Source organism: Harryflintia acetispora, assembly GCA_004340125.1.
Lineage (GTDB): Bacteria > Bacillota > Clostridia > Oscillospirales > Ruminococcaceae > Harryflintia > Harryflintia acetispora.
The window spans coordinates 490,352-502,770 of record SLUK01000001.1 but is presented as its reverse complement, the minus strand read 5'-3'; the positions used below and the strand labels follow the sequence as shown (position 1 = coordinate 502,770).

The following is a 12,419-nucleotide window of genomic DNA, read 5'->3' as shown; positions in this document are numbered from 1 at the left end:
GCTTATACGTCTATTCCTAATGAACGGCCCTCGGCCGTTATTCACCTTTCTAGCGGGAAGCGTACTTCCCGGTCGCCTCGACGGCGGTGCGGATGTGCGCGTAGGGGATCTCGGTGGGCAGGGTGCAGTCGGCGCCCAGCAAAAATCCGGTGGTCCCCATCCGGTCGAGAACCGAGTAGACCTCCTGCTCGATGGCCTCCTTCGGCCCGTCGACCAGCACGCCGGCCCGATCGTCCAGCCCGCCCAGGAGCACCTTGCCCGGGAAGAGCTTCTTGCCCTCCTCCAGCGAGGGGTTCTGCTCGTAGACGCCCCAGTTGACCACCTCGCAGGGATAGTCGGTATAACGGCCCAGGTTGAGACGGTCCTTGCAGACGTGCAGGATATTGAAGGCGGGCACCTTCTTCGCCGCTTCGAGGATGCGCAGATCGCAGGGTTTTATGTACCGCTCGAACTCCTCGTCGTTAAAGAGGTAGCTCTCGCCGCCCAGCGCGGCGTAATAGATCCCGTCCACCCCGGCCTTTAAGCTCTCCTCGGTCAGCAGGGCCACCGCCTCGGCGATCACCTGGTAGCCGTAGGACACCGCCTCGGGATTCTCGCGCAGATGCTCGGCCAGAAAGCTGCTTCCCGTCTCATAGCCCGCCGGGCCGCCCCTCGCGTGCCAGGCCGAGGCCACAATTCCATGGATGGTGGCCAGCACGATCCCCTGATCGTGGACCTTATCCAGAATCCGCTTGATGATCTCCACCTGGTCGGTGATGAACTTCGAGTTTCTGGTGAAAGGCTTTATGCTCTTCCAGTCGGAGGCAGTCTTGATCGGCACGTCGTGCGGGACCAGGTTTTCGGTCATGATTTTCATGATGTCCGTGCCGGTCTTCTCAAAATAGTCCAGGTGCGCCTGTACCGCCGCCTCGCCGTTCTGCTTGTCCTCGGTGAAGTGCAGCCAGAAGCCTGCCGGCGTCCGGTCAACCGGTTTTCCGGCAACCGCCGCCAGAACGCGTTCCCTTGCGTTCATATGATCACTCCTCTGATAAGGTTTCTAATAATACTTCTAATATTATCACGTAGCTAGATCATATCATAAATCTGAAATTTGTAAAGGGTATTTTAGTGAAAATCCCCTATTTTGTGAATTCTTGATGAAAATCCCATGTCGGATTTGTGTAAGAAAGAGATTGGGACGAGAGAGGCTGTGCGCTTCTTCCGTCCCAAACGATAACACCCGGCGTCATAAAATTTTGTCGAGCTCGAGGATTGCCGCCACATAAATTTTAATCGAGCGCAGCAGGATCCCGATATTCTGGCTCTCATCCGGCTGATGCGCATCCCCGCGTCCCGGCTCGTAGGGGAGCTTCTCCTCGGGGTCGCCCGGCCCGAAGGCCACGGCGTTCGGGAACTTGCGCGCGTAGGTCCCGCCGCCCATGGTATAGGGGGCGCGCTCGCTGCCGGTGAGCTCCCGGTAGACCCGGCAGAGCGTTTGTACCGCAGGGTGTTCGGCGGGGACATAGGTGCCCGCGTCGTCCTTGGTGACCACAAAGGAGCAGCCGTGCTCCTTGCAGGCGGCGGCGATCTTTTTGCCGATCTCGCCGCCCGAGGCGGTGACGGGGTAGCGGATGTCGAGGTTCAAATGCAGCCCGTCGTTCTCCTCGAAGAGCAGGCCGCCCACACAGGTCAGCTTACCGGTCTGGGCGTCGGCGCAGGCGATCCCGAGCGTCTCGCCGTAATAGTGCTCAAGTGTATCCGCCAGGAAACGCCCGCGCTCAAAGTCCTCCCCCTCGAGCAGCCCGGCGCCGCACAGAAAGCGAAGCAGGTGTCCGATGGCGTTCTTGGATCCCTCGGGGAAGGCCGCATGAAAGGAGATCCCCTCGGCGCTGACCGTCAGGGTGTCCCCTTCCATTTTCGCGCAAATCCCTTCGGCCTCCCCGGCCAGGGCCAGGATTCTTTCCTTGTCAAGGCCTTGGCAATCCACCTCGGCGCTGGCCTGCGCGGGCACGATGTTTCGCGCCACGCCCCCGCCGGCCCGACGCACCCGCGCGGGCTTCGGGAAAATAATGTCCCCCGAGAAGCCGCCCTTTTCCCCGTGGCAGACCGGGAAGCTGCAATCGGTCACCAGGGTGAAGTCGGGCGCCTTGTTCTTGGAGAGGTAATATTCCATATCCTTCATCCCGGTTTCCTCGTTGCAGCCCATGATGAGGCGCAGCGAGTGGCGCAGCGGCACGCCGAGCTCGCGCAGGCAGAGCATTGCGTACAGGTCGGCGGCAAAGGCCCCCTTGTTATCCCGCGCGCCCCGGCCGACGATGTAGCCGTCGCGCAGGGTGGCCGAGAAGGGATCCACCGACCAGCCCTCCCCCACCGGCACGATGTCCAGATGGGCCGCCAGGGCGATCTCGCCCTCCTGCCCCGGTAACACCGCGCTGCCGCAGTAACCCTCGTGGTCGGCGACCGAGAGGCCCTGCTCCTTACAGATGGCGAGCGCACGGTCCAGCGCCCGTCTCGGGCCCGCCCCATAGGGCGCGCCGGGGAGCGGTTCCCCGCGCAGGCTGTCGATCTGTACCAATGCGCGCACCGTCTCCACGATCTGATTCCGGTTCTTTTCTACAAAGCTGTCGATCTGCTCTTGCAATTTCTGATCCAGCATGGTGATCCTCCTCAAGCGATGTTACTGCGGCTGTTGTTTCATAGGCCTGCGCGCAAACCAAGAAGGCGGGATGTTGGTATTGCCCCGGCCGTCTACCGGCTATTATAGCATCCCTTCTCCGTTTGGCAAGCAAAAAACCGCCCGGCCTTCCAAATGGAAGGCCGGGCGGCTGACATAACAATTGGGACCGCTATTACTTTTGAAGCGGCGCATCCGTGATGATAACGTCCCCTGCGAGGGAGGTAGTGAAGTGCAGATACCCGTTTTCATCCATCCAATAATTGGGCGCGGGAATCTGTTTATAAGAGTTGGTCTCTTTGTCATAGTGGTAGAAGTAAAGGGACTTCTGATCCAGCTCCTTGTCCGGCTTGACCGCGATTTCGACCGGCATGCCGAAGCTCCCTTGCTGCGTGAAGCTGATTACCTGCAAACGGTTTTTAAACCATTTGCCAAAGAGCGCCTTGGTGGATTTTGCGCGCTCGGAAACCGTAGAGGCGGACAGGTCGATATCCTTGGTCATCTGCGCGGGGCTAAGGGTCAGCCGCACATCGACGGTACCGTCACCCAGCGTGGAGTCGGCATGAATTTTGACCGGCGTGGTTCCCGCCGCTTCCCCGATCGCCCGCGCCGTGGCCAGCGTCATTGCGCCGACATTCCGGAACTTAACTACAGCGGAAGTGTTTCCGGCCTGCCCGGCCACCTTGAGCGCCTCCCTGGTCAGGTTGACGGCGGTCTCGGTATTGACCGGCCCGCTTATAGGTGCAGGGGCGCTGCCGCCGAGCTTCGGCGCGGTATAAGACTGGTTCCAGTTCCCGCTGTTGTCGTTCTTGTCCTTTCTGCGCGAACTCGTCGACGAGCCGCTATTGTCACCAATGTCGATGGTGATATCGGCCGGGAGGGTGTATTTCGGGAGGTCTTCGCCGTCGTAAAAAGGAATCCAAAAGCCATCATCGTCTTCCCTAGAAAGGACAAAATAGTAATTCCCTCCTGGTACGATATTGGTAAAAGTCGCTACTCCACTTTGGTTTACTTTTTCTTCCCCGGCGTTCCAGTATTCATCCATTGCATCAATTTGATACAAGTCTACTTCTATATTTGTCAACGGTTTCCCATGATCTAAAAACCTTGCGGTAAAAGCTCCCCCCTTCTCCAGCTCGATGTCTGGATATTTGCCATCTGTGGTAGAAAACACCTTGTTTTTGTTGGCCCCATTGTAAGCGGCAAACTCACCTTTTTTTCGGCCAACAACCAAATAGGCTTTCTGACTAACGGAAAGATTGGTGAAGGAAGCAATGCCGTCATCTTTTGTCACAGAAGAAACGATATCATTAGTGCCTCTTATTCTTACATAAACGCCTTGTCTAGGTAGCCCATTCATTGTTACCCGGACGCTCCCGCTTTCCCCAATTTTTAAAACAATATCCGGAGCATTGCCGGGGATAGAGAAAAACTCACCTTGCTCGTCGCCATAATATCGGGCGTTTTGTCCCTCTTCCCTTTCAATCTGAATATAACAGTTATCAAGTTTTGAAAGATTGCTAAAGGTTATCGTTGGATTAGTTCCCAGCGAGCCCCTCAGGTTTTTCTGTGCTATCCGAAAATTGACCTCCCTGGGATGGCGGTAAAACAGCTTGATATTCAGGTCCTTTATTTCTTTTCCATTTTCCAGAGATACCTGGAATGAAATCTTATGACCTTCTTCCAACTCAATACTGGGAATTTCGTCACCAGGAACTGTAAATCTTTTATCGTAAAACTTACCATCATAATTGGCGTATTCATCTGATTCAGATGCCTTGACGATAAAATAGCAATCCCCGTCCGGAACCTTTTCAAATACTGCCACGCCATTTTCATCTGTCATAGCTAAAATATCGCAATCTGAAGCCTCGAAGGGGATACAGCGCAGCGTGACCCATTTGTTTTTAACCGGCTGACCCATATAGGTGACGGTAGTAGACAACCGGTTCCCCGTCTTGAGCGGAATGACCGCGGGAGGATTGACCCCAAGCTTGAACACCGGGCTCTTATATGCCATATAGTCATCAGCAGCCTCGACCTTGAAATAAGCATTGGTATTTGCCGGCAGTCCACTGAAGGTCACCTTTCCATTCGCATCAGATGTCACCTCATAATCGTAATTATACTTCAAAATTACTTTAACATCTGAACGCGGTATGCCGTCCACTGTGACCGTCGCCGTTATAGCACAGCCCTTATCCAGTTCAATGGTTGGCACTTTTCCAGGGAGCGAAAAGGCTTTATCCTTTCCATCATATTCCGAGTATTCAGAGGTGGTTTGAGGGATAAAAAAATAATATTTTTTCCCTACTAGAGAAGGTTGTCTTCCAAATGAAATTTTTCCCTGGGTATCTGTCTTCACCTGCTCTACGTAACTTATATCGTCTTTGGCGTCAATCGTATATAGCTTCACCCACACATCAGGCATCGGCCTTCCGTCGAGCGTGACCGTTGTCTCTACAGTATACCCCTGCGTCAATTCTATTGTGGGCACTGTTCCTGGAAGTGAAAATGCCTTATCTTTTCCATCATATGCCGAATGCTTATCAGTTTTGGCAACTTTGAAGTAATATTTTCCAGAGTCCAAAGAAGGTTTTCTTCCAAATGATGCCTTACCTTGAGCGTTTGTCACTGCGGATTCGCTATAATTCCACCATTCGGTTGCGTGTAATTCCACCTCTACGCCAGATGCTGGCCTTCCGTCAAGCGTTACTGTCGTCTCCATAGGGTAATCGGACTCCCCCATCGTACTCGAGGCTCCATAGGCGACCACGCTAAAGGGCCCGCTAAACGGCAGCCCCGTCAAAACAACGGCCATAAAAAGAATCATGCTGACGATCCGCAAGCTGACCTTTCCTTTTAAACACATAAAGCACACCTCAGTTCTTTGTCTTATCCTCCCCTTTACTATACCACATTGGAAAATACAGTCAATATATTGACGAAAATTGTCGACTTCATTTGGGGAAATTAGACTTTCTAACCAATGTCCAAGAGCCCCGGATGGTCAATATGACCATCCGGGGCTCTTGCCTTATTTGTAATTTGACTTAGACTTTTTCGTCCCTCAAACAGACAACTTCAAATTTCCTACAAATTTCATCATCCAAAAATCAGATTGAACGCCGCGCAGATCATCATCCCCAGCACCGTTGGAATCAAGAATCCAAGCGCGGTCCATTTGAGGCTCCCCGTCTCCTTTTTGATGGTCAGCATGGTGGTCGCACAGGGGAAATGTACCAGCGAAAAGAGCATGACGCAGCAGGCCGTCACCCAAGTCCAGCCGTGATCCACCAGCAGGGCGCGCAGCGCGCTGAGATTTTCCATCTCGATCATATGTCCGGTCGCCATGTAGCTCATAATGATGATCGGCACCACGATCTCGTTGGCCGGCAGCCCCAGAATGAAGGCCAGCAGGATAACGCCGTCCATCCCCAGCAGTTGAGCGAAGGGGTCCAAAAATCCGGCGCAGAGGCTGAGCACACTCACATCGCCGACCATAACGTTGGCCATCAGCCAGATCAGCGCTCCCGCGGGAATGGCGACCGCCACCGCCCGCCCGAGCACGAAGAGGGTCCGATCAAAGATGGAGCGCACTACCACCTTGAGCACCTGCGGCTTGCGGTAGGGCGGCAGCTCGAGCGTGAAGGAGGAGGGTAGGCCCTTGAGCACCGTCTTGGAAAGGAGCTTGCTCACCAGCAGGGTCATCGCCACGCCGAAGAGGATCACACCGGTGAGTAGCAGCGCCGAGAGGACCGAATCGAGCGGGGCCACCAGCGTCCCGCAAAAGAACATGGTGATAATTGCAATAAGGGTCGGAAAACGTCCGTTACAGGGGACAAAATTGTTGGTCAGGATCGCGATCAGCCGCTCGCGGGGAGAGGAGATGATCCGGCAGCCGATCACTCCGGCCGCGTTGCAGCCAAAGCCCATACACATGGTCAGCGCCTGCTTGCCGCAGGCCCCGCAGCGGTAGAAGGCGTTATCCATATTGAAGGCGACCCTCGGTAGATACCCCAAATCCTCGAGCAGGGTGAACAACGGAAAGAAGATCGCCATCGGGGGCAGCATAACCGACACGACCCAGGCCACGGTGCGCCAGACCCCCATGATCAAAAAGCCGTGGAGCCACTGCGGCGCGCCCGCGGCGCTCAACCATCCGCCCATGACGTCCCCCAACCCGAACAGCAGGGTGGAGAGCGCCGCGCTCGGGTAGTTCGCCCCGGTGATGGTCAGCCAGAACACCGCGCACAGGAGCAGCAGCATGATCGGGATGCCGTAGCGCTTGGAGGTGAGCACCCGGTCGAGCTTTAAGTCCCGCGACGAGCGGCGGCTGCAGAAGGTGCGCACCGTCTCCTCATAGATTTCCTGAGCCCGGGTGCCGATCTTCTTGACGACCAGGTCCTCGATCCGTTCGGGGCGTACGCCGGACAGGCGCAGGATATGCCAAGCGTGGCCGAGCGAGGAGTCGAGGTTCTGGCCGGAAGGTTCCACCCCATTTTCCCGCACGAAGCGCAGCGCCAGCTCCTCCTGTGCGCAGAGCAGCTGCAGCGCCGCGAACCGCTTTTCCCGCTCGCCCATGAAGGGCAGGCTCTCTTTGACGGTGTCCAGCGCGTTCTCCAGCACCGGGCCGTAGCCGACCGGCGCGATATCCGGGCTCGCCGGTTCGTCGCAGGCGCGCCCTACCGCCTCCATCAGCTCCTTCATCCCCTCGCCCTGCGCCGCCGAAGCAGCCACCACCGGGATCCCCAAGCGCTTTTCCAGCGCCTTAACATCCACCGTGATCCCCTTGCGCTTCGCCTCGTCCATCAGGTTGACGCAGAGCACCACGTTCCCGGTGATCTCCAGCGTCTGCAGCAGGAGGTTCAGGTTGCGCAGCAGGGAGGTGGCGTCCGCCACCACGATGGTCACATCCGGATGCTCAAAACACAGGTAATCCCGTGCGATCTCTTCCTCCGGCGAGTTTGCCGAGAGCGAGTAGGTCCCCGGCAGGTCGATCACGGTGTATTGCCTGTCCCCATAGAGGTACTCGCCGCTGGCGACCGCCACCGTTTTACCCGGCCAGTTGCCGGTGTGCTGATGCATTCCCGTCAGGAAGTTGAAGACGGTGGACTTCCCGACGTTCGGGTTCCCCATCAGGGCGACGGTATAGCCGCCCGGGGCCGTGCTATGTATCGGCGGAACGCTTTGCGGTGCGCTGTGCAGAAGGGCCATGCTAGATGGCACCTCCCTGCGCGGCGAGGGGGGAAACGCTGATCCGCATGCTGTCGCAGCTGCGCAAAGCGATGATTGCGCCGCACACCTGGTAGGCGGTCGGGTTGCCCGAGGGACTGCTGAGCACCGGCTTGATGACGCTGCCCTCGCGCAGTCCGAGGTCCAGCATCCTGCGCCGCTCGTTTCCGTCAAAATCCAGCGCCTGCACCTTGGCGCTGTGGTCTATATCAAGCTCGCTGAGGCTGATTTGCTTATCCATAGGTGAATCTCCCTTTCTTTTTTGCATTTTTATGGATGCTCCTTGCTACCAGTATATTGGTAAAAAGTTGTCTTCGTTCTCTGCGCCCCCGGACGGGCTCCCCCATTCCTGCCGCGGCGTCCTGTGAGCGGGATGAAAGAAGCACCCCGGCAATTGCTTTTTCATGGAAAAGCGGGTATAATATTTTTTACGCAATGAACCTAATTGTTGGGGGTCATGGAATGAATATACTGATCATCGGCTGCGGCAAGGTGGGGTCCCATCTGGCCAATCTGCTCAGCCAGCTCGGTCACGACGTTGCCATCGTGGACCGCAACCCGGAGAGCTTCGATCTGCTCGACAACGACTTTGCCGGCTTCACGGTCCAGGGGATCCCCATCGACCAGGACGTATTAAAGCGCGCCGGAATCCAGGGGTGCGACGCCCTGGCCGCCGTGACGCGGGACGACAACGTCAACATCATGGTCTCCCAGGTGGCCAAGGAGATTTTCCATGTGCCCCGGGTGCTCGCGCGCATCTACGACCCGCAGCGCAAGGATGTTTTCTCCCACTTCGGGCTCAAGACCATCTGCCCGACCAACATCACCGTCGAAGCGGTCTACTCCATGCTCATCGACACCGACGAGACCAAGCAGCTGACCTTCGACTCGTCGGTGGTCGCCTTCGATACCGTCCCCCTGCCGCTGAAATACGCGGGGGATATGCTTAGCGAGCTGCCGGTGCCGAAGGGGGAGATGCTCCTCGGCGTGCTGCATGAGGACGGCAGCCTGGATTTCGCCCGGGACGGACGGGTGCGTCTGGCGGCCAAGGACCGGCTGATCTACACCAAGCTCGTGGATTGAGCGGAGAGGGAATCACACTATGAAAGTCATCATCGTCGGGGGCGGAAAGGTGGGCTACTACCTCGCGCAGACGCTGCTCTCCCACGGGCACGACCCCCACGTCATCGAAATCAACAAGGACCAGTGCGTCATGCTGGCCAACAACCTGGATATCCCCATCATCTGCGGCGACGGCTCGCTCATCGAGGTGCTGCGCTCGGCCGGGATCGAAGGGGCCGACGCCCTGGTCGGGGTGACCGGGAAGGACGAAAACAACCTGATCATCTGCCAGCTGGCCAAGAAAAAGTTCGGGGTGCGCCGCACGGTGGCGCGGGTCAACAACCCCAAAAACGCCAAGGTGATGCAGCAGCTCGGGGTGGACATCCCGATCTCCAGCACCGACAACATCGTGCGGCTGCTCGAGCGGGAGATCGACATCTCGGCCATCAAGCAGTTGGCCGCCATCAACCGCGGCGAGGCGTCGCTGAGCGAGCTGTCGATCCCGCCCGACTTTAAGCTCAACGGGATCCGTCTCAGCGAGCTGTCCATGCCGGTGGATTCGATCGTGGTCTCGATCACCCGGGATAACAAGCTGATCATCCCCCGCGGCAACACCCAGATTTTAGCCGGGGACAAGGTGGTGGTCATCTCCAAGACCGAGGTGCTCCACGACATCGGGAAAATCCTGCAGCTCACCCAATAGATTTAAAAAGTCCTGCGCACCCGTTTGAGTGCGCAGGACTTTTTATGCCCCGACCACCAGCCGGGTAATGAGCCATCCGATCAGCCCGCAGACGGGGAAGGTGATCCCCCAGGCGAGCGCCATCCGTCCCATCACTCTCAGGTGCACCGTTTCGCCGCAGCGCAGCCCCGCGCCCATCACCGCGCAGGTCTTGGTGTGGGTGGTGCTCATCGGTATGCCGGTGGCGGTCGCGCCGAGCAGCAGCAGCGCGGCGGCAAGGTCGCTTGCACTCCCGCTGCGCTCCCCGAGCGAAACCATCTGCTCGCCCACCGCCTCGATGATCCGCCTCCCGCCCACCAGGGTCCCGACCGACATGACCACCCCACAGAGCAGCACAGCGCCGAGGCTCCCCGAGAGGTCCACCTCGCTGCTTGCCGGAGCGCCCAGCAGGAAGGAGTCGGCCACCAGCAGCACACCCACGAATTTGAGCCCGTCCTGCGCGCCGTGCATAAGGGAGAGGAGCACCGAGCAAAAGAGCTGTATCCGCCGCGCCCCACGGTGTCCGCCCCGCTTCAGCAGCCGCGCACAGGGGCCGCACACCAAAAAGCCCAGCACCAGCCCCCCGGCCGAGGAGAGCAGCAGTCCCCACAGCACCTTGCCCCAGGCCCCCTCGCTGATCGCCGCCCTGCCGCCCAGCGCGGCGGCGGCGCCCGACAGGGCGGCCAGCAGCGCATGGCTCTCGCTGGTGGGAATCCCGAATATCCAGGCAGCCACCGCGAAGAGGATGACCGCCGCCATCGCCGCGCACAGGGCGCTCAGGGCCGAAAAAGGGTCCGTCTGTGAAAAGTCCGCCATCTCGCGGATGGTGTTGGTCACCTTGGGCGCCAAGAGCCAGCTCAGCAGCAGCCCGCACAGGTTGCATCCCGCCGCGAGAAGAGCCGCCCTGCGGAAGGGGAGCACCCCGGTGCAGACGATCGAGGTGATCGAGTTGGGCGCATCGGTCCAGCCGTTGACGAAGATTACCCCCACCACCAGCACCACCAGGAAGAAATAGCCCGTCTGCATGAAACGCCCTCCCCACTTTGTCCATGCTCCATTCTATGGGAAAACAGGCCCTTTCATGCCAGCGGCGCCCCGGGAGCTCTCCCGGGGCGCCTTGATTGCGCTTCTATTCCTCTGTTTGCAGGGCGGCCTTGTAGAGCTCGCCCTTTTTGTGCCCGCTCAGGGAGGCCACCTCGCGGCAGGCCTCGCTCATCGCCTTGCCCGAGGCGGACAGCTTTCGGACCATCTTTACCGCCTCTTCAAAGGAGAGAGCCCCCTCTTCCTCTTTTGCGGGCTTCGCCCCCTCGATCACCAGCACATACTCCCCCTTCGGCGGATGCTCGCGGTAGTAGCGGGCGGCCTCGTCGAGGGTGGTGCGCAGCACCGTCTCATGGACCTTGGTCAGCTCCTTGGCCACCGAGACTTGGCGCGGCCCGAGCGCCCCCGCCAAATCGTCCAATGTATCGCAGAGCTTGTGCGGCGCCTCGTAAAAGATCAGGGTGCGCCGGTCGTTTTTAATTTCCTCCAGATGCGCCATCCGGCTCGAGCGCTTGACCGAAAGAAATCCCTCGAACGAGAAGCGCCCGGTGGGCAGGCCGCTGACGGCCAGCGCCGCGATGACGGCGCTCGGCCCCGGGACCACCTCCATCCCGATCCCGCGCTCGGCGCAGAGGCGCACCAGGTCCTCGCCCGGGTCGGAAATGCAGGGCATCCCCGCGTCGGTGACGATGGCGCAGCTCTCTCCCGCCTGCAGCCTCGAGAGGATTTCCTCCCCCCGCTCGCGCAGGTTATGCTCGTAATAGCTGACCATCGGCTTGTGGAGCCCGAGGTGACTGAGCAGCTTGCGGCTGACCCGGGTGTCCTCGGCGGCGATGAAATCCACCTCCCCCAGCACCTCTGCCGCCCGCGGGGAAAGGTCCCCGAGATTTCCGATCGGCGTGCCCACGATATAGAGCTTACCCATCTATCTTCCCTTCCCATCCGTAAATTTGCCGCAGCTCGGCGGAAAACCCGCCCTGCCCATCCTGGATGAGCAGCGGGGCCTCGACCTTTAAAAAAGGCCGTCCACCGCGCCGCCCCTCGATGAGCACCAGCCAGGGCGGGGTGTTGCCCCGCTTTTGCACCAGGCGCATCCGCTTGGGCTCGATCCCCGCCTCCTGCATGGCGGCGAAGACCTCCGGCAGCCGCTCGGGCCGCTGGCACAGGCAGAGCCTGCCGCCCACCTTCAAAATCCGCGCCGCGCAGGTGCAGACGTCCGTCAGGGTGCAAAGCGCTTCGTGCCGCGCCTTGAGCGCGTGCTCCCGTGCGCTTTCGATCCCCCGCCCCGCCGCCTTGTAGGGCGGGTTGCAGCTGACGAGATCGCAGCTGGCGCTGGGGATGTCCTCCCGGGTGAGCGCCCGCAAATCCCGGCAGAGGGGCAGGATTTCCCCCTGCAGTCCGCTTTCCCCGGCCGAGCGCTCCAGGAGCGCCGCCGCCTCGGGCTGCACCTCGACGCAGTGGCAGCGCGCGGGCGCGCGCTCCCGTCTCCGGTACCAGAGCAGCGCCACGATCCCGCAGCCGCTGCACAGGTCGGCGGCAACCTCGCCCTTCCCAGCCGCGCAGAAGTCGGAGAGGAGGAAGCCGTCGGTGCCGAAGCGATGCGCGCGGCTGACGTAAATTTTCACCCCGCCCCCGAGGCTTTCGGGCCCTTCCATGCGTGCTCCCCCCCTTAAACCAAGAAAACTGCGGGCGCCCGCAGTTTTCCTT

The 12,419-nt window shown here is 59.4% G+C and carries 10 protein-coding genes; 2 read left to right on the top strand and 8 right to left on the bottom strand.

Features of this window, described 5'->3' with window-relative positions:
- Positions 1-49: 49 nt before the first annotated feature.
- The 5 genes from EDD78_RS02425 to EDD78_RS02405 form a co-directional block, all read right to left on the bottom strand.
- The gene (locus EDD78_RS02425) at positions 50-1,012 is read right to left on the bottom strand and encodes a uroporphyrinogen decarboxylase family protein (RefSeq protein WP_079698076.1); all 963 of its coding nucleotides are present in this window, start codon (positions 1,010-1,012) and stop codon (positions 50-52) included.
- 213 nt (positions 1,013-1,225) lie between these two features.
- On the bottom strand, positions 1,226-2,635 hold the full coding sequence (locus EDD78_RS02420) for a Sapep family Mn(2+)-dependent dipeptidase (protein ID WP_132083814.1): 1,410 nt from the start codon (positions 2,633-2,635) through the stop codon (positions 1,226-1,228).
- A 193-nt stretch (positions 2,636-2,828) separates the two neighbouring features.
- Complete coding sequence (locus EDD78_RS02415) at positions 2,829-5,501, bottom strand: hypothetical protein (protein ID WP_132083812.1); 2,673 nt, start codon at positions 5,499-5,501, stop codon at positions 2,829-2,831.
- A gap of 257 nt (positions 5,502-5,758) precedes the next feature.
- On the bottom strand, positions 5,759-7,870 hold the full coding sequence (gene feoB / locus EDD78_RS02410; protein ID WP_132083810.1) for a ferrous iron transport protein B: 2,112 nt from the start codon (positions 7,868-7,870) through the stop codon (positions 5,759-5,761).
- A gap of 1 nt (position 7,871) precedes the next feature.
- Positions 7,872-8,129, bottom strand: a complete 258-nt coding sequence (locus EDD78_RS02405; RefSeq protein WP_079698080.1) for a FeoA family protein — start codon at positions 8,127-8,129, stop codon at positions 7,872-7,874.
- A 221-nt stretch (positions 8,130-8,350) separates the two neighbouring features.
- Here EDD78_RS02405 and EDD78_RS02400 point away from each other — a divergent pair, with 221 nt between their 5' ends.
- Together EDD78_RS02400 and EDD78_RS02395 are read left to right on the top strand one after the other, a co-directional pair.
- On the top strand, positions 8,351-8,971 hold the full coding sequence (locus EDD78_RS02400) for a potassium channel family protein (protein WP_079698081.1): 621 nt from the start codon (positions 8,351-8,353) through the stop codon (positions 8,969-8,971).
- Positions 8,972-8,990: 19 nt separating this feature from the next.
- Entirely contained in the window at positions 8,991-9,653 is a 663-nt protein-coding gene (locus EDD78_RS02395) for a potassium channel family protein (RefSeq protein ID WP_079698082.1), read from the top strand.
- A 42-nt stretch (positions 9,654-9,695) separates the two neighbouring features.
- On the opposite strand, the gene EDD78_RS02390 is transcribed toward EDD78_RS02395, so the two are convergent.
- The 3 genes from EDD78_RS02390 to EDD78_RS02380 form a co-directional block, all read right to left on the bottom strand.
- Positions 9,696-10,697, bottom strand: a complete 1,002-nt coding sequence (locus tag EDD78_RS02390; protein ID WP_132083808.1) for an inorganic phosphate transporter — start codon at positions 10,695-10,697, stop codon at positions 9,696-9,698.
- Positions 10,698-10,800: 103 nt separating this feature from the next.
- A complete protein-coding gene (gene rsmI, locus EDD78_RS02385) occupies positions 10,801-11,637 on the bottom strand; it encodes a 16S rRNA (cytidine(1402)-2'-O)-methyltransferase (RefSeq protein ID WP_132083806.1) in 837 nt (278 codons plus the stop codon).
- The gene (locus EDD78_RS02380) at positions 11,630-12,367 is read right to left on the bottom strand and encodes a tRNA1(Val) (adenine(37)-N6)-methyltransferase (RefSeq protein WP_132083804.1); all 738 of its coding nucleotides are present in this window, start codon (positions 12,365-12,367) and stop codon (positions 11,630-11,632) included. The genes rsmI and EDD78_RS02380 overlap by 8 nt, the downstream gene beginning before the upstream one ends.
- Positions 12,368-12,419 lie beyond the last annotated feature (52 nt).

Coding starts and splice junctions, on each gene's coding strand:
- EDD78_RS02425 (WP_079698076.1), bottom strand. CDS start 1,012: ATGAACGCAAGGGAACGCGTTCTGGCGGCGGTTGCCGGAAAACCGGTT.
- EDD78_RS02420 (WP_132083814.1), bottom strand. CDS start 2,635: ATGCTGGATCAGAAATTGCAAGAGCAGATCGACAGCTTTGTAGAAAAG.
- feoB (WP_132083810.1), bottom strand. CDS start 7,870: ATGGCCCTTCTGCACAGCGCACCGCAAAGCGTTCCGCCGATACATAGC.
- EDD78_RS02405 (WP_079698080.1), bottom strand. CDS start 8,129: ATGGATAAGCAAATCAGCCTCAGCGAGCTTGATATAGACCACAGCGCC.
- EDD78_RS02400 (WP_079698081.1), top strand. CDS start 8,351: ATGAATATACTGATCATCGGCTGCGGCAAGGTGGGGTCCCATCTGGCC.
- EDD78_RS02395 (WP_079698082.1), top strand. CDS start 8,991: ATGAAAGTCATCATCGTCGGGGGCGGAAAGGTGGGCTACTACCTCGCG.
- EDD78_RS02390 (WP_132083808.1), bottom strand. CDS start 10,697: ATGCAGACGGGCTATTTCTTCCTGGTGGTGCTGGTGGTGGGGGTAATC.
- rsmI (WP_132083806.1), bottom strand. CDS start 11,637: ATGGGTAAGCTCTATATCGTGGGCACGCCGATCGGAAATCTCGGGGAC.
- EDD78_RS02380 (WP_132083804.1), bottom strand. CDS start 12,367: ATGGAAGGGCCCGAAAGCCTCGGGGGCGGGGTGAAAATTTACGTCAGC.